We start from the raw sequence: 18,025 nt of genomic DNA on the forward strand, positions 1-18,025 counted from the left end.
GGAAGGTAACAGTGTCTGGGTAACGATATTTTGAGTATTTCTTATGAAAATCAATCTATTGGACGTTAGTCTTATGATCAGGGGGTAGCCCCTGCAAAAACAGCCAATCGGTACGCTAATTCTGGCGGCGGGCAGTTTTTTTCCGCGGAATGCCCAGTCGCTGGCGACGTTCCCATAAGTTTTTACGGCTAATACCTAGTTTCTGGGCCAGCTCGGTTTCGCTCATTTGGTCCTGGTGTTCCAGCACAAAATGCTGGAAGTAATCTTCGAGGGAAAGGTCGTCTTCGTCAGCCGTCGTGGCGTCGTCATTTGTGGAAGCCCCAGGGCTAACGGCAGGTGGGTGAGGTCGGTTAGTCGCCGGGCCAAGTCCCAAATCATCGGGATGAATCAAATGCCCTTCGGCGAGAATAACTCCGCGCTCCAGAGCATTTTCAAGCTCGCGCACGTTACCGGGCCAGGGGTAGTCGCGTAGGTCCTGACGAGCCGCTCTAGAGAGCCGCAGCCCGGGGCGCTCGTGGCGCTTGCAGGCCTTTTCCAGCAGGATGTCGGCGATTTTAAGTACGTCATCTTCGCGCTCGCGTAGCGGTGGCAGGGCAATCTGCATCACGTTCAGCCGGTAGTACAAATCAAGCCGGAACTCGCCGCTTTTGGAAAGCGCGCGCAGGTCACGGTGAGTGGCGGCAATCAAGCGAACGTCCACATGGCGGGTTTCCACGGAGCCAATTTTGCGGATTTCGCCCTCTTGCAGTACCCGCAGCAATCGCGCCTGGGCGTCCAGGGGCAGCTCGCCAATTTCATCGAGAAAAAGCGTGCCGCCGTCGGCGGCTTCGACCAAGCCGGTGCGCGCCGCGCTGGCACCGGTAAACGCTCCTTTCTCGTGACCAAACAGCTCGGACTCGATCAGCGTTTCGGGGATCGCCGCGCAGTTCACGCAAATCAGCGGCGCTTTGGCGCGCTTGCTCTGCTGATGGATGGCGCGGGCGACCAGCTCCTTGCCAGTGCCTGATTCGCCTTGGATGAGCACGGTGACGTCCGCAGGCGCGGTTTTGCGGATGCGCGTGTACACCTCCTGCATGGCGGTACAGTCACCAATCATGGTTTGACGGCCGCCGCCCTCGTCGGTGACATCAGGCGGCGTGCCCTGCTGCATCGACTGCTTGTGCAGAATACGCTCGACGGTTTCCAGTAGCTCGGTGTGGTCGAAGGGCTTGGCGACATAATCAACGGCGCCCTGCTTGAGCGCATCCACCGCCGAACGCATGCTGGCGTAGCTGGTCATGATCAATACCGGGGCGGGGGCCGCTAGCTCAATGAGCGTCGTGCCCGGCTCCCCCGGCAGGCGCAGGTCGCTGATGATGAGGTCAAAGTCGCTGAGCGGCTGCGTGCGGGCCTCTTCGGCGCTGGCCGCTTCGCTGACGCTGTAGTGATGACGTTCCAGTAAGCGCTTTAGCGCGCTGCGAATAATCGCTTCATCTTCAACAATCAGTATCCTGGGCATGGGGCAAGTGATCATCCTGTTGGTAAAGCGGTAGCCATAGCGTAATGGCCGTGCCGCGAGGCTTTCCGGGAGGTGGTGAAGCGACCTCTATTTTGCCTTGGTGCTCATTGATAATTTGATACGCCAACGATAACCCAAGTCCGGTGCCTTCACCCGCCGGTTTGGTGGTGGTGAACGGTTCGAACAGACGGTGTTTAACGCTGGGATCAATCCCATGGCCGTCATCGACGACGCGCCACCAAGCGTGGCTGGCCTGGGTGCCTGCCTCAATACGTACCGTACCCTGTGGCTGGCAGGCGTCCTTGGCGTTGCTCAGTAAATTTACCATGACTTGGGTCAGGCGCTGTGCATCACCGCGCACCACAATGTCACTTGGGCAGGCGTTGGTAAAGGTGACATCCTCGCCCGAGCGGGCTAAATGGATCAAGTGAAGCGCATCTTCGCTGACCGTTTTCAGCGATGCTGGCGCGGCGGGGAGCGGTAGTGCGGGCCGTCCGCCATGGGCAAATCCCACCAGGGAGTTGACGATTTTAGTCACCCGCTGAGTGAGCTGCTGAATTTGGTCGGCGGTTTCCAGCAGCGCCGGGTCTTCGGTGTCGTAGCGCAGGTTTTGCGCCAGCGATGAGATGCCGGTAATCGGGTTGCCAATCTCGTGGGCTACACCAGCGGCGAGCTGGCCAATGGAGGCGAGCCGCGCGGCGTGCACTAGCTCCTCTTCCAGCCATTTCATCTCGGTGTGATCCTCTACCAGAATGACGCTGCCGCCACGACTATCGTGGCCGCTGAGCACCGCTTTGTGCAGCGTCAAAAAGTAGTCTTTGCCGTGCAGTGTGACCGCTTGTTTATACAGCGGCGTTTGGCTGGCGTTCAGCACGCTGCCTAGCAGCGTGGGCCAGGGCGGCGGCAGGCTGTCGCGTCGGGAGCCGATCACGCTATCGCCACTGATACCGGAGAGCTGGGAGAGCGCTTGGTTCCACATCAGAAGCTCATCGTCGTCGCCCAAAACGCACAGCCCCACCGGCAGATAGGCTAGGGTTTGACGGTGGTGGCGGCGCAGCCCGTCGAGTTCTCTGGCAAGCCCGGTGAGGCGCGAGCGGTAGGCTTCTAAGCGGCTCTCTACAAAGTGAATATCATCGGTGACGGGAGCATCGTCGTGGCGATAGGGCAGGTATCTATCCACGATATCCCGCGCCACCGACGGCCCCATGAGCCCTGATAAGTTGGCTTGAATGCGGTCGCGTAAACGGCGCAGCGCATAGGGACGGCGCTCTTGCGGGGTCAGGTTGAGCGCTTTTAAGGCGCGGTCCACCTCGCGACTGGCGGCTTCATCACCAAGTGCCTGGGCCAGGTGAGCGGGGAAATCCCCCGCCGTAGCGGCTTCCAGCGGTAGGCGTTTCGAGCGGATGACCGCATCCACCGAGCAGGCTTCTGCCGCCGAGCGCTCGCCCTCTGAGATACGCGTAAACAGCGACACCACAATCAGCAGGACGATATTCACCGCTAGCGAAATCAGCGTGGCGTTGTACCACGCGGGGGCATCGGCGGGCATCAGCAGAGTGAACGGGAGCGCGGGCATGGTGATGTCGAATAGCAACGGCAGCCACAGCCCCCATAGCCAGACGCCAATACCACCGATAAGGCCAGCAATCATGCCTTTGCGGTTCGCACCCGGCCAATAGAGCAGCGCTAGAAGGCCCGGCAAACACTGCGCCATGCCCACGAACGCGGCTAACCCTAGGTTCGTCAGGGAGTGATAGCGCCCGACGCTTTCGGCAAACAGCCAGCCACCGAAAATGACGGCCCCGACTAGCGCCCGGCGCAGCCACAGCAGCCAGCCATAGAGGTCGCTACGCGCCTCCGGCGGGCGGGCGACCAGCACGATGTGGTTCAACACCATGCCGGAGAGCGCGAGCGCAATCATCATCATGGTGCCGCTGGCGGCCGCCAAACCGCCAATGAACGCCAGCGTGCCGACCCACCAGTACTCGGTCATCAGATACGCCGCGTAAGCGGCGAGCGGCACGCTCTCGTTGGCCGACTGCGCCGCCCATAAGATCAGCGGCACCGGTAGCGCCATCAGTAGCAAAAAGAGCGGCAAGGTCCAGCTCGCCTGCAGCAAGGTATGGCGAGAGAGGCTTTCGGCAAAGGTGATCTGAAATAGGTGCGGCATCATAAAGGCCGCCGCGAAAAACAGCAGCAGAAGCGTGCGCCACTGGGGGGCTTCGAGCTGTGGGGTGGCGCTCTGGAGTGCCGCGCCCGGGCCTTCCAGCCAGCGCTGTAAATCTTGAGGGCCGTCAAACACCCACCATAAGGCAATGGCACCGAGCCCGAGCATGGCCAGCAGTTTGATCACCGATTCGAAGGCGATGACGCTCAGCAGTGTATCGTGGCGGTGCCGATGGCTGTGGCGGGCGCCAAACAGCACGGCGCAACCTGCAATGACCGCGCAAAACAGCAGCGCTACCGCTGAGCTGTAGCGGCTGCCGGTTAGCAGTTGCACGGCGTCGCTCAAGGTGTGTACTTGAATGCCCAGCAGCGGTAGTACGGCAATCAGACTAAGCAGCGTGACAAGCGTTCCCGCCCAGCGGGAGCGGTAGCGAAAGGCGAACAGATCCGCCAACGAAGAGAGCTGGTAAGTGCGGGTAATGCGCTGAATCGGTACCAGCAGCACAGGGGCGAGTAAGAAAGCTCCCGCTGGCCCTAGGTAGTAAGCGAGGTAGCCAAACCCGGCATTCGCGGCTAATTCGATGCTGCCATAAATTGCCCAGGCGCTGGCGTATACGCCGAGCGCTAGGGTATACACCATCGGGTGGCGAGTAATACGCACTGGCACCCAGCCCCGCTCGACGGCCATGCCGCAGCCAAACAGCAGTCCCAGGTAGCTAAGCCCCAGTAATACAACGCCTATCAGCTCAGCGTTCATCTAACTTCCTCTTCTGCTCAAGCCATAGCGTCAGGGCAATCAGGACGCCCCAAATCGCAAAAGGGCGGTACCAGGCCACGCTCGGGTCGCCCCAGCCATCCATAAACAGCGGTGATAGCAGGTAGCCGCCAAACACAAGAAATAGCATGATGCGGTAGATGTACATCTTACTGCTCCGGTGGAGTGGGGCGATGGGCAAGCGGTGCCAGGCGTGACACCGTCCAGTTCTCTATTGCCCAGCGTAGTTGCGCTTCCGGCGATTCATCGACAAGCGCTGGCGGTGGCGCTTGGTCGAGTAGCTGCAGCGCCTGAAAGAGCTGGCGGCGTATCCCGGTGCTCTCTTCGGCTAGGGCGGGCGCTAGGTTCTGCTTGGAGAGTTTTTGGCCATCCGTAGTTACCACTAATGGTAGGTGCAGGTAACGAGGTGTTGGTAGGCTGAGCGCTGCCTGTAACTGCTGCTGCCAAGGCGTGTTATCCAGCAGGTCGTACCCGCGCACGATATTGGTAATGCCCTGGTGGGCGTCATCCACCACCACCGCGAGCTGGTAGGCCCATAATTGATCTTTGCGCTTTAACACGACGTCGCCCAGTTCGGCGGGGTCGAAGTGCTGCTCGCCGAACAGCCGATCATTCCAACCTACGGGGCGTTTGGCGAGGTCGCTGCGCAAGCGCCATGCGACCGGCTTGGTGGCATCGCACACGCCGTTTCGGCACCAGCCGGGGTAGATGTCAAAGGCCTGCCACTGCTTACGCGAGCAACTGCATGGATACGCCAGCCCCTGTTCAACGAGCTGATCCAGCGCGTGCTGGTAGGCATCATGACGATGGCTTTGCCATATCACCTCCCCATCCCACGTTAGTCCAAAGGCCTCTAGCTGGCGCAAAATAGTGCTGTCCGCGCCTTCTGGGCAGCGTGGCGGGTCGATATCTTCGATGCGTACCAGCCACTGGCCGCTAGCGGCGCGGGCATCCAAATAGCTGCCTAAAGCGGCAACCAGCGAGCCAAAGTGCAGCGGCCCGGAAGGGGTGGGGGCAAAGCGCCCTCGATAGTGAGCGGTGGCGGTCATGGCAACCCGTCGTTTGGGAAACTGCGTAGCGATGAGAAGAGCACAAGATGACAAACAAAAACGGGCACCTCAAGGGTGCCCGTTGGCTATCATCTTAGGATGACGAGGCGTTTGGTACTTAACCGCCCAGTTGCTTCTCTTTCAGCTCGGCCAGGGTTTTGCAGTCAACGCAAAGCGTGGCGGTGGGGCGTGCTTCCAAACGGCGGATGCCAATTTCCACGCCGCAGGCTTCGCAGAAGCCGTAATCGTCTTCGTCGATCTTCTCGATGGTTTCGTTGATCTTCTTCAGCAACTTACGCTCGCGATCCCGGGTACGCAGTTCAAGGCTAAAGCCCTCTTCTTGCGTCGCGCGGTCGGCGGGGTCGGCGTAGTTGTTAGCATCTTCCTGCAGGTGGCGTACGGTACGATCCACCTCTTCCATGAGGTCCTGTTTCCAGTCCAGAAGCAGCTGGCGGAAGTGCGCGAGCTGCTTCTCGTTCATATACTCTTCACCCGGTGCCGGCTCATACGGGATGAAGGACTTGGACGCTTCCGGTTTCTTTTCCGCTACTGGCATGGGAGTGCCCCTTACGTATGTGACTGCTGATCGACCATGAGCGTGTGTCACGATCTCACGCCAAAGGGATGCTTGTTTAGCTGAAAATTGCACGTGATGCAAGCATAATAGTGCATTTTGGACCATGGTCCCACATCGTGTGCGGCCAGGGTCATGATTAATCTACTATTTATTAGTTGAAGGAGCCATGATGGCCTGGAATTCGCGTGTTGATCACGTTGCGCCTTTTCGCGTGATGCACTTACTAGAAATGGCTCAGGCACGTGAGGCGGCTGGGCATGACGTGATTCATCTGGAAGTGGGAGAGCCCGATTTTGCCACTCCCGCACCCATTGTGGCGGCGGGTCAGCAGGCGCTTGCCGAGGGAAAAACGCGCTACACCCCCGCTGCCGGTTTGGCGTCGTTACGTGAAGCCATCGCTGGGCACTATGCCGAACACTTTAATGCCAAGGTGGACCCTGCACGTATTCTGGTCACGCCCGGCGCTTCTGGCGCGCTGCTGCTGGCTAGCCAACTGTTGGTCGAATGCGGCGACCGGGTATTAATGGCCGACCCTAATTACCCCTGTAACCGCCACTTTATGGCCCTGGCGGGCGCGGAAATTGATACCGTGCCCGTTGGGCGTGACAGCGGTTGGCAGCTTACCGCGCCGCTGATTGAGCGGCACTGGCAGGCCAAGACGCGGTTAGCGATGTTGGCCAGCCCCTCCAACCCCACCGGGCATACGCTGGATGCCGAGGCGCTCACGAAGGTGATCGACACGGTGGCGGCCAAGGGCGGCGATGTCATCGTCGATGAGATTTACCAGGGGCTGAATTACGACGACGCACCACTCTCAGCCACCTCGCTGTCGGAGGATGCCTTTGTGGTGAACAGCTTCTCCAAGTACTTCGGCATGACCGGCTGGCGCTTGGGCTGGCTGGTGGCGCCAGAACAGGCTGTCGAGCCGCTCACCCGGCTGGCGCAAAACGTGTTTCTGGCTGCTCCGACGCCTTCCCAGCATGCGGCGCTGGCAGCGTTTACTCCCGAGTGTCGGGATATTCTGGAAACCCGTCGCGCCACCCTCAAACAGCGTCGCCAAGTGCTGCTGGATGGCTTGGTCGAGCTAGGGCTTGCGCCGGATCTACCGCCCCAGGGGGCGTTCTATCTCTGGCTGGATATCTCCCGCTACAGTCGCGACAGCCAAGCCTTCTGTGAGCGCCTGTTGGTGGAGGAGAACGTCGCCATCACTCCGGGTATCGACTTTGCCGTACGGGGCGGCGAGCACCATGTGCGCATCGCGTTCACCAACGACGTGGCACGGCTGCAGGAGGCGGTGGTGCGCATCGCGCGTTTTGTGAGCCGCTTATGATGACCTATCCAGGGCTGGTGCCCGGCATGCTGCTGCGCCGCTATAAGCGCTTTCTGGCCGATGTCCGCCTGGACAGCGGTGAGGAAGTGGTGGCCCACTGTCCGAATACTGGCTCGATGAAGGCGGTGAACGTACCCGGCTGCCGTGTATGGCTCTCGCCCAGTCATAACCCCAAACGCAAGCTGGCCTGGACCTGGGAGTGGATAGAGCTGCCCGAGCCAGATGGTGGAACGGCGCTGGCATCGGTGCACACAGGCCGTGCTAATCGATGGGTCGAAAGTGCCATTGAGGCCGGAGATATACCGCCGCTGTCGGGCTATCGAACGTTAAAGCGCGAGGTAAAGGTCGGCGAAGCGCGGCTCGATTTTCGCTTGGATGACCCTGAGAAGGGGGTTGCCTATGTGGAGGTCAAACAGGTCACTTTGAAAGAGGCGGACGGGCATGGCTACTTTCCCGACTCCGTGAGCGTGCGCGGCACTAAGCATTTGCACACCTTGGCGGCGTTAGCCGAGCAGGGTAAGCGGGCGGTGCTGCTGTTCTGTGTGGCGCATGAGGGGATTGCGGACGTGGCACCGGCGACGCATATCGACCCTACCTATGCGGCGGCGCTGAGTGATGCGGTGAACGCGGGTGTGGAAGTAGTGGCGTATGGCGTGATGGTGGAGTGGCAGCAGAGTGTACCGGTAGCGGCCCGCTTGGCGCGGGCGCTACCGGTACGGGGTTAGCGTTCGATATAAAAGCGCTGGATAAAGCTCACCGGCTCGGGGTTTTCATTGCGGTCGTAGCGCACGTCGAGATTGAAGCGCATCGGCTCGTCTTGGCGCAGCGTGAACGTGGCCAGATGGTAGGTGGCATCGCCATCGTGCACGGTGCGAAAGCTGAGCGGTTCGCGGGTGTCGGTGAGGTCGCTAACGTAGCCTTCAACGCTAGCGTTGACCGGTCGCGTGGTGCCATCTGGCTGACGCTCGCGCACGCTGACATTCACTAAGCCGTGCCCGATGCTGCGCTGGATACTGTTCGCCTGCGCCACTTCTGGCGTTAGAAAGCGCGTTTCAATGGCGTTGTAGTGGATTTCGTACTCGCCCACTCGCACCATCTGCTCGGCCGCTGCCTGGGTGGCGCTGAGCAGCGTCCCCATTAGCAGCGTTAGCAGTGAAAAGCGTCGCAGTGTCGCGATAGCCATAGCGTGTCTCCTCTCATGGGTGAGGTAAGTGCGGTATTAGGCGCGTCGGCGCACTCGGAAAATGGCGATTTCACCAAACAGGTTCGGCCACCACTTCGAGGTCCAGTGCCCCTTGTGGTCGCCAACGCCCACGGCGCGGTCAACAATCACCAAGCCTTTCTCTTTGCACAGATGCTCGAAGTCGTTAAACGTCGAGAGGTGGATATTGGGGGTGTCGTACCACGCGTGGGGCAGCGATTTCGATACCGGCATATAGCCGCGTAACCCCAGGTGAATGCGGTGACGCCAGTAGGCGAAGTTAGGGAAGGTGATGATGCCCTCCTCGGCTACTCGAAGCATTTCATCAAGCATCTTATCCGGGCGGCGCAGCGCCTGCAGCGCCTGGGTCATGATGACTTGGTCATAGCTGTTATCGCAGAAGCTGCCCAGGCCATCGTCCAGGTTGTGCTCGATGACGTTGACGCCGCGCGCCACACACTGGGTGATACCGTCTGGGTCGATCTCCAACCCGTAGCCGGTCACGCCTTTCTCTTGGGCCAGCCGCTCCAGCAAAACGCCGTCGCCGCAGGCGAGGTCAAGGATGTGTGCACCTTGGGGAACCCAGTCGTAAATCAGTTCAAGATCCGTGCGCATTAGCGTGTCTCCTCCGCGCCTGCGGCGTCGATGTGCTGCTCTCGTGCGACGCGGCCCATAAAGGCGCTGAACAGCGCTTGGTAACGCGGTTCCGGTAATAAGAAGGCATCGTGCCCGTGGGGCGATTCAATGTTGGCATAGCTCACCGATTTGCCCGCGCGCGTTAGTGCATCCACCAACTCCCGGGAGCGCGACGGCGGGAAGCGCCAGTCTGTGGTAAAGCTGACGATCAAAAAGGGACACTGCGCCGGTGCCAAGGCGCAGGCAAGATCGCCGTCGCAGCTGGCCGCCGGGTCGAAGTAGTCCAGCGCTTTGGTCATTAGCAGGTAGGTATTGGCATCAAAGGCGGTCGAGAAGGTATCGCCCTGATAGCGCAGGTAGGACTCCACCTGAAACTCGACGTCGAAGCCAAAGTTCAAGTCGTCGCTGCGCAGGTCGCGGCCAAACTTGCTGCCCATGGCATCTTCGGAGAGGTAGGTGATATGCCCGACCATGCGGGCCAGCTTCAGCCCCCGTTTGGGTGCGGTGTCGTGCTCGGCGTACCAGCCGTCGAAGAACTCCGGGTCTGAGCGGATGGCTTGGCGGGCGACCTCGTTGAAGGCGATGTTCTGCGCCGAGAGGCGCGGCGTGGCCGCAATGACGACGGCATTGGCAACCCGTTCGGGGTAGGTGATCGTCCACTGCAGCACCTGCATGCCGCCCAAACTGCCGCCCACTGCCGCTGCCCAGCGCTCAATGCCCAGATGATCGGCGAGGCGCGCTTGGCTGGTGACCCAATCGCTCACCGTGACCACGGGGAAGTCAGGACCCCACTGGCGGCCGGTGTCCGGGTTATGGCTCGCCGGGCCAGTACTGCCGTGGCAGCCGCCTAGGTTGTTCAGCGACACCACGAAAAAGCGATTGGTGTCGATGGATTTGCCGGGGCCGATATGGGCATCCCACCAGCCAGGTTTGCGATCCTCGGCCGTGTGGTAGCCCGCAGCGTGATGATGCCCCGACAGTGCGTGGCAAATCAGCACCGCGTTTGAGCGCTCGGCGTTCAGCGTGCCGTAGGTCTCATAGATTAGTTCGTACTCCGGCAGCGTCTTGCCGCAGGCAAGCGGCAGCGGCGAATCAAACTTAACCACGTGAGGGGTCACAAGGCCAACGGAGTCCGCTGGCCGGTCGTCATAAGCAAGAGTGTCTGAATCAGGCATCGAAAGCGCTAGTCCTGCAAAAATAAGTCCTGCAAAAAGTAAGCTCGGGGCGATAGTCGAGTCGATAGGGCCTTTATAGGCCTACGAGTGCGCCCGAGATGCCCGCCGCGCGGATCAGCGAGCCAACCACTAAGCCGTCTACTAGGTTAATGGCGATAAAGACCACGATCGGCGAAAGATCAATCATGCCTAGCGGCGGAATCACCTTTCTCACCGGAGCCATGATCGGCTCGACCAACTGCATCACCAGCAGCGCGCCGGGGTGGCTGGCATTCGGCGCGACCCAGCTCAGAATGATCATCACGATCATGGCAAAGAAGTAGATCTTCAAGATGGCGTTGGCCAGCGCGGCCACCCCAGCAATCACCAGTCCTGCAATGGGCGGCATACCCACGCCGATCACCATGAAAATGGCAATCATACTGACCACTTTGAGCACGAAACCGGCCGCCAGCGTGGCGAGGTCAAAGCGCCCACCCACGGGGCCGAGGAAGCCTTGAAACAGACCAACAACAGGCTGGGTGATTTTCACCACCGACTGGCTGAGCGGGTTGTAGTAATCCGCCCGGGATGCCTGCAGCAAAAAGCGCAGCATTAACAGAAACAGATAAATATTGATCAGCGAGTTCACCAGCATTAACCCGGCGCTGCCTAATTGACTTCCCATTGCGGCTTCTCCTAAAAATGTCGTTCTTGAGATGAGCAGCGTGCCTGCAGTTCATCTCGTTCTTATGGCGTGATTCACGGTCGGTTGTCTACGTAAGACTCAATCGTTACCGCTTAGCTCTTTGGACATGGCATCGGCGCGCGCGGCGCAGGCCTGCATGGCGTCGGCAATGATCGTGCGCAGGTGCGCATCTTCCATATGCGCAATAGCGCGCTCGGTGGTGCCGCCCGGTGACATCACGTTCTGCTTCAGGGTGGCCGGGTCTTTGTCGCTGCGCTGGGCCATAGTGGAGGCCCCCAAGGCGGTTTGAATGGCCAAGCGGCGGGCGGTTTCAGCAGGCAGGCCGAGCTTCACGGCGGCCTCTTCCATGGCTTCAAACATTAAGAAGAAGTAAGCCGGGGCGCTGCCGGAAACCGCGGTCACCGCATCTAGTAAACGCTCTTCCTCGACCCACTCGACAATACCCACGGCTTCCATTAGCTGCGTGGCGAGGGTGCGCTGGGCAGCGCTGACCGCCGCGTTGGCGTACAGGCCGCTGGCACCGATGCCGACCAGTGACGGGGTGTTGGGCATGCAACGCACCAGGGCGTTGCCGCCGCCCAGCCACTGGTCGATGGTGTTGGCATCCAGGCCTGCAGCAATGGAAATTACCAGCGGCGCCTGCTGCTGAACGCTTTCACGCAGGGCTTCACAAACGCCGCGCATGATCTGCGGTTTGACCGCCAGCACGACCACATCTGCACCGTTAACCGCTGCACTGTTGTCGGTGTGGGTATGAATACCCAGGCGCGCCTTCAGCGGAGCCAGTTCGCTTTCGTTGGGGGCCGTGGCGGTGATGTCGCTAGGTGAGACACCGCTTTCGATCAGGCCGCCGATAATGGCACCGGCCATATTGCCTGCGCCAATGAAGGTGATCTTGCTCGCCATGGGGGTATCCTTTTTCGCAAATGGCTGCGTCTTGCAGCGTGTAAAGTAAACCGTGAGTTGTGTGAGCCGCGTGCTGTGTGAACCGTAGTTAGCCCCGAGCGCCAAAAATGGCGGTGCCTAAACGTACCAGCGTGGCGCCTTCTAAGACAGCCGCTTCTAAATCGTCGCTCATACCCATCGAGAGCGTATCCAGCGGTGCTTCAGGCAGTGCCGCTTGGAGCTCTTCTAATAGCTGGCGCAGCGCTGCCAGCGGCTGGCGTTGTGCTTCTAGCGTCTCCGTCGGGGCGGGAATCGCCATCAGCCCGCGCAGGGCGAGGCCTGGCAGGGCGGCAATCTCTTGGGCCAGTGCCAAGGTACCCTCGGGCAGCACGCCGGATTTCGTGGCCTCGCGGCTAATATTGACCTGCAGGCATACGTTTAGCGGCGGTAACGCTGCCGGGCGCTGTTCGCTTAGGCGTTTGGCAATTTTCAAACGATCCACGCTGTGTACCCAGGCAAACTGCTCGGCCACAGCGCGGGTCTTGTTCGATTGCAGTGGGCCAATGAAGTGCCACACAATGCCGTCAAGATCCTCAAGCGCCGCTTGTTTATCCAGCGCCTCTTGCAGGTAGTTTTCACCAAACTCGCGCTGGCCGTGCTGCCACGCCTCGCGCAGCATCTCGGCGGGCTTGGTTTTGCTCACCGCCAGCAGGGTGGCGCTGGTGGGCGAGCGTCCGGCATCCTCAAGCGCCCGGCGCAGGCGTTCACGCGCAGATGCAAGTGACTCGGGGAGCGCGTTGTCTGTCATACTCAAGCACCTTACCGCAGCTGGGAAAGAGAGATGGATATTACCGAACTGCTGGCATTCTCGGCAAAGCAGAATGCATCCGACTTGCACCTTTCGGCGGGTCTGCCTCCCATGATACGTGTTGATGGCGATATTCGTCGGCTTAATGTGCCCGCCATGGAGAACAGCGACGTTCGGCGGCTGATCTACGACATCATGAACGATCGGCAGCGCCGCGACTATGAAGAGCACCTAGAAGCGGACTTCTCGTTTGAAGTGCCGGGGGTGGCGCGCTTTAGGGTCAATGCCTTTAACCAGGCACGCGGGGCGGGGGCGGTGTTCCGTACCATTCCCAATAAGGTGCTTTCCATGGAAACCTTGGGCATGGGCGAGGTGTTCCAGCGCCTTTCGATGCTACCCAGGGGATTGGTGCTGGTGACCGGGCCCACGGGGTCGGGCAAAAGCACGACCTTGGCGGCGATGATCGACTACATCAACGAACAGCGCTTCGAGCATATTCTAACCATCGAAGATCCGGTGGAGTTTGTGCACACCAGCAAGCGTTGCCTGATTAATCAGCGGGAGGTTCACCGCGATACCCATAGCTTCTCTGGGGCGCTGCGAAGCGCGCTGCGCGAAGACCCGGACGTGATTTTGGTCGGTGAGTTGCGGGATCTCGAAACGATCCGTTTAGCGCTCACCGCTGCTGAAACGGGGCATCTAGTATTTGGTACGCTGCACACGACTTCGGCGGCGAAAACCATCGACCGGATTATTGATGTATTCCCCGGCGAAGAGAAATCTATGGTGCGCTCGATGCTGTCTGAATCGCTCCAGGCGGTCATCTCGCAAACGCTGTTGAAGCGTCAGGGTGGCGGACGCGTGGCGGCCCACGAGATCCTGATTGCCACGTCTGCGGTGCGTAACCTCATTCGCGAAGATAAAGTGGCGCAGATCTACTCCGCTATCCAGACCGGCGGCGCACTGGGAATGCAGACCCTGAATGCCTCGCTCGCTAAGCTGGTTAAAGAGGGCGTGGTGAGTATGGACGAAGCCCAAGCAAGGGCTAAAGGCACGCTGACGTTAAAAGATGAGTAAGGCGGCACAAGGATAATAGACGCGATGAGTGAGCCAGTCAGCGGTATGACCGTGACCCAGTGGCTGCACCAACTGCTGGGTATTATGGTCGACCAGCAGGCATCAGACCTGCTGATTTCGGTGGGCGCACCGCCCAGCCTTAAAACGCCCCAAGGGCTGGTGCCGCTGGGGCGTCAGCCGCTCTCCTCTAGCCAAGTGCGCAGCCTGGTGCTGAATGCGGTTCCCGAGAAGCAGCGGGAGCGATTTCAAGAGGAGCACGAGGCGAACTTTGCCCTAAGCCTGGAGAGTGCGGGGCGGTTTCGGGTAAGCGCCTTTCAACAGCGCAACGAGCCCGCCATGGTGGTGCGCCGCATTGCGCAGACCATTCCGACCCTTAGCGCGCTGGGCGTGCCTAGCCAGTTGGCGACGTTGGCCAATGCCAAACGCGGGCTGGTGCTAGTGGTAGGCGGCACGGGAACGGGGAAATCCACTACGCTGGCGGCGATGATTCAGGAGCGCAACGCCTCAGTCGGTGGGCATATCATCACCATTGAAGACCCCATCGAGTACCTGCATCCGCATCAGCGAGGCATCGTTAATCAGCGCGAAGTGGGGGTGGATACGGAGTCCTTCGAGGTGGCGCTGAAAAATACGCTACGCCAAGCGCCGGATGTGATCTTGATTGGTGAAGTGCGTACCCGCGAGACCATGGAGCACGCCCTCACTTTCGCGGAAACCGGGCATCTCTGTTTGGCGACATTGCACGCCAACAACGCCAACCAAGCCTTAGAGCGTATCCTTCACTTCTTTCCCCATGAGCGGCACGAGCAGGTTCTGATGGATCTGTCGCTGAATCTGCGTGCCGTGGTCGCGCAGCAGCTGCTACCTACTCAGCAGGGCGGCCGCTGCGCGGCGATCGAGATTCTGCTCTCATCGCCGCGGGTGGTGGATCTGATTCGTAAAGGGCGTATTGATGAATTGAAGCAGGCCATGGCAGGCTCCCGCGACGCGGGGATGCAAACCTTTGATCAGGCGCTTTATGCGCTTTATCAAGCGGGCCAAGTCAGCCAGCAAGTGGCGCTGGCCCATGCGGATTCCGCCAACGACCTGCGGCTGATGATCAAGCAGGGCGACGCCGTCGCCAGCGGTAAGCCGTTAGATGCGCAGGTGCCGTCTCATCTTGCTCTGCGCGACGGTGACGATTATTGACGGTCGCCGCTAGGGGGCGTAAATGCCGCCCAATACCCGCGGGCCGCTGGCGCCGGTGACGGAAGGCAAGTTGCCGGGTAGCCCGTGCAGGCGTTGGTGGGCGAGCCAGGCAAAGGCTCCTGCTTCAATCCAATCCTCTGGCCAGCCCAGCGTGGCGGGGGAGAGCAGCGTGACCTTAGGCAGGTGCGCGGCTAACCTTTCCATCAAATAGGCATTGTGAGCACCGCCACCGCCCACCAGTAGCGTGGCGCTGGGCTGGCTTAGCGGCAGTTGGGTCACCCCTTGCGCGACACTCACCGCCGTCAGTTCGGCCAGCGTTGCCTGAACATCCCGGGGGGCTTCGTCGCCAGTGAGGTGGTCGCTCAACCACGCTAAGTGAAACAGCTCGCGCCCGGTGCTGCGCGGCGGCGGCTGATGAAAAAAGGGTTCTTGCAGCAGGCGGGCGAGCAGCGCTTGGTCGATTTGCCCGCTGGCCGCCCAAGTGCCGTTCTCATCAAATCGCCCGGTGTGATGCTTGGCAAACCAGGCATCAAGCAGCGCGTTCGCCGGGCCGGTATCGAAGCCCACCACGGCGCGCTCCTGTTCTTGAGGAAGCCATGTAAGATTGGCAAAGCCGCCCAGATTCAGCACGAGCTGTTCGCCTTGGCGCTGCCCAAACAGCGCTTGGTGGAACGCGGGCGCTAGAGGCGCTGCTTGGCCGCCAGCGGCCAAGTCCCGGCGGCGAAAGTCGGCCACCACCGTGCATCCCGTCAATTCTGCCAGCAGGCTCGGGTTGTCTAGCTGTAGCGTATACGCCGGACCACCCTGGTGACCTTGCGGCGCGTGCTCAATCGTCTGGCCGTGGCTGCCAATCGCTGTAATCTGAGCCGGGACGAGCCCCTGTTCCGTTAATAGTGCTGTAACGGCCTGGGCCTGGAGGCGGCAAAAGGCATCCTCGGCGGCGGCCAGTTCGGCAAAGTGCGCTGCTGGCGCGTGGCAAAGGTGCAGTAGCTGCGCGTGCAGCGTATCGGGCATGGCAACGGCAGCCGTGGCTAATAGCTTAGGCGGCGTGCCAGGAGTGATAGAGACCAGGGCGGCATCAATACCGTCCAAGCTGGTGCCTGACATGAGCCCGATATAGTAGGCCGTCGGTGTGGAGGAAGCGGTTTTCATCATGCGAGTCATCCAAAACGGGGTGAAGGCTCAACCAAGGCGGTGGAGCGTGATAACATCGCCCACTATTGATTATTTAAACGCCTTTAACGGCACATAGTACATGGAGATCGGCAATGAGTGAGGTGGATCAGGCGTTAGCGCTGCTGTCGCGGGGGACGCATGAAATCCTGGTAGAAGACGAGCTGCGTAAAAAGCTCGCGTCCGGTCGCAAGCTGCGTATTAAAGCAGGGTTCGACCCTACAGCACCTGATTTGCACCTGGGCCACAGCGTACTGCTGACCAAAATGCGCCAGTTCCAAGATCTTGGTCACACCGTTATCTTTTTGATTGGTGATTTCACTGGCCGCATTGGTGACCCGACCGGTAAAAACGTCACCCGTAAGCCGCTGACCGAAGCCGACGTCAAGGCGAATGCAGAAACCTATAAAGAGCAGGTGTTCAAAATCCTCGATCCGGAAAAGACCGAGGTGCGCTTCAACGCTGAATGGTTTGGCGCGTTAACGGCTGCCAAAATGATTGAGCTGGCAGCACAAAGCACCGTGGCTCGCATGCTGGAGCGTGATGACTTCGAGAAGCGCTACAAAGCGAATCAGCCGATTGCGATTCACGAGTTTCTTTACCCGCTAGTGCAGGGCTATGACTCCGTCGCACTAGAAGCCGATATCGAACTGGGCGGCACCGATCAGAAGTTTAACCTGCTCATGGGGCGCGAGATTCAAAAGCACTTCGGCCAGGAGCCCCAGGTGGTCATCACGATGCCCCTGCTAGAAGGTTTGGACGGCGTGCAGAAAATGTCCAAGTCGCTTGGCAACTACGTGGGCGTGGATGAAGCACCGGGCTCCATGTTCAATAAGCTGGTCTCCATGCCCGACAGCTTAATGTGGCGTTACTTCGAACTGCTCTCGCTGAAATCGAACGAAGAGATTGAGGCGTTGAAGCAGAGTGTCGAGCAGGGTGCGAATCCTCGCGATGTGAAAATGGAGCTTGCCCGCGAACTCATCGCCCGCTACCACGGTGATGAAGCCGCCGCGAATGCGCACAAGTCGGCGGGTAACCAGTTGGCCGATGGTGAGTTGCCGGAAGACCTGCCAGAAGTAGACGTCGATTTTGAAGGCAGCGAGCAGGCCCCGGTTGCGACTGTTCTGAATCGCTCAGGCTTAACCAAGAACAGCGCACAAGCCAAAGACATGCTGAAAAATGGCAGTGTCAAAGTGGATGGTGAGGTCGTTGCTCAAGACACCATGCTCGCCACTGGTAAAGTGTATGTGATTCAAGCGGGCAAGAAGCGTTACGCTCGCGTGACCCTGGTGTGAACTTTCTGAAAACTTTTTCACATTAGCTCTTGCCAACCCGGCCGCGAATCCGTAAAGTACGCATCCGCTGCCGGGGACGCCCAGCGTTACCAGCGGTGAAAGAGGTTGGAAAACCTCTGGTTTGTCAGGAAGTTAGAGCCATCTTGTTGCCATTTAGATCGCTCGCTTTACTCGCTGAAAACAGCAGTTGACAAACACCAGGAAGTGCGTAGAATACGCCTTCCTCGCTGAGGCAACACGGTTCAGGTCATCGAGCCAGCACAGCGAAACCGTTCTTTAACAATTTGATCAGGTAATTCATGTGGGCGCTTGCCGATGAGGGTGATAAATCACCAATTATCAAGGCAAGCGCACAAGAGAGATGTTCACATCTTTCAAATTCGTTTGAACCTTGAGCCAAGTTTGATCCGCTTTTGTTGCCTTCGGGCAGCGAGTAAGGATCGCATTGATCTTAAACTGAAGAGTTTGATCATGGCTCAGATTGAACGCTGGCGGCAGGCCTAA

At 59.7% G+C, this 18,025-nt stretch carries 17 protein-coding genes; 5 read left to right on the plus strand and 12 right to left on the minus strand.

Annotated elements, in window-relative coordinates:
• Positions 1 to 115 precede the first annotated feature (115 nt).
• From L1249_RS11240 to dksA, 5 genes are all read right to left on the minus strand, one after another.
• Positions 116 to 1,498, minus strand: coding sequence for a sigma-54-dependent transcriptional regulator (locus tag L1249_RS11240; RefSeq protein WP_137094229.1), 1,383 nt, complete (start codon positions 1,496 to 1,498; stop codon positions 116 to 118).
• Positions 1,476 to 4,421 (minus strand): ATP-binding protein, encoded by a 2,946-nt coding sequence (locus L1249_RS11245; RefSeq protein WP_044629486.1) that lies wholly within the window; start codon positions 4,419 to 4,421, stop codon positions 1,476 to 1,478. The genes L1249_RS11240 and L1249_RS11245 overlap by 23 nt, the downstream gene beginning before the upstream one ends.
• Positions 4,411 to 4,587 (minus strand): hypothetical protein, encoded by a 177-nt coding sequence (locus tag L1249_RS11250; protein WP_044629487.1) that lies wholly within the window; start codon positions 4,585 to 4,587, stop codon positions 4,411 to 4,413. The genes L1249_RS11245 and L1249_RS11250 overlap by 11 nt, the downstream gene beginning before the upstream one ends.
• A 1-nt stretch (position 4,588) precedes the next feature.
• Positions 4,589 to 5,488: a tRNA glutamyl-Q(34) synthetase GluQRS gene (gene gluQRS / locus L1249_RS11255; RefSeq protein ID WP_228168859.1), complete on the minus strand. Its 900-nt coding sequence runs from the start codon at positions 5,486 to 5,488 to the stop codon at positions 4,589 to 4,591.
• A gap of 118 nt (positions 5,489 to 5,606) precedes the next feature.
• On the minus strand, positions 5,607 to 6,044 hold the full coding sequence (gene dksA / locus L1249_RS11260) for an RNA polymerase-binding protein DksA (RefSeq protein ID WP_044629489.1): 438 nt from the start codon (positions 6,042 to 6,044) through the stop codon (positions 5,607 to 5,609).
• A gap of 190 nt (positions 6,045 to 6,234) precedes the next feature.
• Here dksA and L1249_RS11265 point away from each other — a divergent pair, with 190 nt between their 5' ends.
• Complete coding sequence (locus L1249_RS11265; protein ID WP_235253602.1) at positions 6,235 to 7,395, plus strand: aminotransferase class I/II-fold pyridoxal phosphate-dependent enzyme; 1,161 nt, start codon at positions 6,235 to 6,237, stop codon at positions 7,393 to 7,395.
• Positions 7,392 to 8,120, plus strand: a complete 729-nt coding sequence (gene sfsA, locus L1249_RS11270) for a DNA/RNA nuclease SfsA (protein WP_228168857.1) — start codon at positions 7,392 to 7,394, stop codon at positions 8,118 to 8,120. Before L1249_RS11265 ends, sfsA begins: the two co-directional genes overlap by 4 nt.
• Here the strand turns inward: sfsA and L1249_RS11275 are convergent.
• The 6 genes from L1249_RS11275 to L1249_RS11300 form a co-directional block, all read right to left on the minus strand.
• Positions 8,117 to 8,578 carry a DUF4426 domain-containing protein gene (locus L1249_RS11275; RefSeq protein WP_044629492.1) on the minus strand — a complete coding sequence of 154 codons (462 nt, stop codon included), beginning with the start codon at positions 8,576 to 8,578 and terminating at the stop codon, positions 8,117 to 8,119. The genes sfsA and L1249_RS11275 overlap by 4 nt on opposite strands.
• A 36-nt stretch (positions 8,579 to 8,614) precedes the next feature.
• Positions 8,615 to 9,211 carry a methionine biosynthesis protein MetW gene (metW, locus tag L1249_RS11280; RefSeq protein ID WP_062372871.1) on the minus strand — a complete coding sequence of 199 codons (597 nt, stop codon included), beginning with the start codon at positions 9,209 to 9,211 and terminating at the stop codon, positions 8,615 to 8,617.
• Complete coding sequence (gene metX, locus L1249_RS11285) at positions 9,211 to 10,407, minus strand: homoserine O-succinyltransferase MetX (protein WP_228168856.1); 1,197 nt, start codon at positions 10,405 to 10,407, stop codon at positions 9,211 to 9,213. Before metX ends, metW begins: the two co-directional genes overlap by 1 nt.
• Before the next feature lie 73 nt (positions 10,408 to 10,480).
• Positions 10,481 to 11,074, minus strand: a complete 594-nt coding sequence (locus tag L1249_RS11290; RefSeq protein WP_228168855.1) for a YggT family protein — start codon at positions 11,072 to 11,074, stop codon at positions 10,481 to 10,483.
• Positions 11,075 to 11,173: 99 nt separating this feature from the next.
• Positions 11,174 to 12,001, minus strand: coding sequence for a pyrroline-5-carboxylate reductase (proC, locus tag L1249_RS11295; RefSeq protein WP_213262335.1), 828 nt, complete (start codon positions 11,999 to 12,001; stop codon positions 11,174 to 11,176).
• An 88-nt stretch (positions 12,002 to 12,089) separates the two neighbouring features.
• Positions 12,090 to 12,788, minus strand: coding sequence for a YggS family pyridoxal phosphate-dependent enzyme (locus L1249_RS11300; protein ID WP_074211080.1), 699 nt, complete (start codon positions 12,786 to 12,788; stop codon positions 12,090 to 12,092).
• Positions 12,789 to 12,821: 33 nt separating this feature from the next.
• On the opposite strand from L1249_RS11300, the gene L1249_RS11305 reads away from it, so the two are divergent.
• Together L1249_RS11305 and L1249_RS11310 are read left to right on the plus strand one after the other, a co-directional pair.
• Positions 12,822 to 13,865, plus strand: a complete 1,044-nt coding sequence (locus L1249_RS11305) for a type IV pilus twitching motility protein PilT (protein ID WP_228168854.1) — start codon at positions 12,822 to 12,824, stop codon at positions 13,863 to 13,865.
• Between the two features lie 24 nt (positions 13,866 to 13,889).
• Positions 13,890 to 15,053, plus strand: coding sequence for a PilT/PilU family type 4a pilus ATPase (locus L1249_RS11310; RefSeq protein ID WP_323133914.1), 1,164 nt, complete (start codon positions 13,890 to 13,892; stop codon positions 15,051 to 15,053).
• A gap of 9 nt (positions 15,054 to 15,062) precedes the next feature.
• On the opposite strand, the gene L1249_RS11315 is transcribed toward L1249_RS11310, so the two are convergent.
• Positions 15,063 to 16,205: an anhydro-N-acetylmuramic acid kinase gene (locus L1249_RS11315; protein ID WP_228168863.1), complete on the minus strand. Its 1,143-nt coding sequence runs from the start codon at positions 16,203 to 16,205 to the stop codon at positions 15,063 to 15,065.
• Between the two features lie 116 nt (positions 16,206 to 16,321).
• On the opposite strand from L1249_RS11315, the gene tyrS reads away from it, so the two are divergent.
• Complete coding sequence (tyrS, locus tag L1249_RS11320; RefSeq protein ID WP_089676110.1) at positions 16,322 to 17,521, plus strand: tyrosine--tRNA ligase; 1,200 nt, start codon at positions 16,322 to 16,324, stop codon at positions 17,519 to 17,521.
• The last annotated feature ends 504 nt before the right edge of the window (positions 17,522 to 18,025 follow it).

It is taken from the genome of Halomonas sp. Cn5-12 (assembly GCF_021532545.1).
Lineage (GTDB): Bacteria > Pseudomonadota > Gammaproteobacteria > Pseudomonadales > Halomonadaceae > Vreelandella > Vreelandella aquamarina.

Excerpts from the sequence above, each read along its gene's own strand:
- L1249_RS11240 (WP_137094229.1), bottom strand. The coding sequence starts at position 1,498 with ATGCCCAGGATACTGATTGTTGAAGATGAAGCGATTATTCGCAGCGCG.
- L1249_RS11245 (WP_044629486.1), bottom strand. The coding sequence starts at position 4,421 with ATGAACGCTGAGCTGATAGGCGTTGTATTACTGGGGCTTAGCTACCTG.
- L1249_RS11250 (WP_044629487.1), bottom strand. The coding sequence starts at position 4,587 with ATGTACATCTACCGCATCATGCTATTTCTTGTGTTTGGCGGCTACCTG.
- gluQRS (WP_228168859.1), bottom strand. The coding sequence starts at position 5,488 with ATGACCGCCACCGCTCACTATCGAGGGCGCTTTGCCCCCACCCCTTCC.
- dksA (WP_044629489.1), bottom strand. The coding sequence starts at position 6,044 with ATGCCAGTAGCGGAAAAGAAACCGGAAGCGTCCAAGTCCTTCATCCCG.
- L1249_RS11265 (WP_235253602.1), top strand. The coding sequence starts at position 6,235 with ATGGCCTGGAATTCGCGTGTTGATCACGTTGCGCCTTTTCGCGTGATG.
- sfsA (WP_228168857.1), top strand. The coding sequence starts at position 7,392 with ATGATGACCTATCCAGGGCTGGTGCCCGGCATGCTGCTGCGCCGCTAT.
- L1249_RS11275 (WP_044629492.1), bottom strand. The coding sequence starts at position 8,578 with ATGGCTATCGCGACACTGCGACGCTTTTCACTGCTAACGCTGCTAATG.
- metW (WP_062372871.1), bottom strand. The coding sequence starts at position 9,211 with ATGCGCACGGATCTTGAACTGATTTACGACTGGGTTCCCCAAGGTGCA.
- metX (WP_228168856.1), bottom strand. The coding sequence starts at position 10,407 with ATGCCTGATTCAGACACTCTTGCTTATGACGACCGGCCAGCGGACTCC.
- L1249_RS11290 (WP_228168855.1), bottom strand. The coding sequence starts at position 11,074 with ATGGGAAGTCAATTAGGCAGCGCCGGGTTAATGCTGGTGAACTCGCTG.
- proC (WP_213262335.1), bottom strand. The coding sequence starts at position 12,001 with ATGGCGAGCAAGATCACCTTCATTGGCGCAGGCAATATGGCCGGTGCC.
- L1249_RS11300 (WP_074211080.1), bottom strand. The coding sequence starts at position 12,788 with ATGACAGACAACGCGCTCCCCGAGTCACTTGCATCTGCGCGTGAACGC.
- L1249_RS11305 (WP_228168854.1), top strand. The coding sequence starts at position 12,822 with ATGGATATTACCGAACTGCTGGCATTCTCGGCAAAGCAGAATGCATCC.
- L1249_RS11310 (WP_323133914.1), top strand. The coding sequence starts at position 13,890 with ATGAGTGAGCCAGTCAGCGGTATGACCGTGACCCAGTGGCTGCACCAA.
- L1249_RS11315 (WP_228168863.1), bottom strand. The coding sequence starts at position 16,205 with ATGAAAACCGCTTCCTCCACACCGACGGCCTACTATATCGGGCTCATG.
- tyrS (WP_089676110.1), top strand. The coding sequence starts at position 16,322 with ATGAGTGAGGTGGATCAGGCGTTAGCGCTGCTGTCGCGGGGGACGCAT.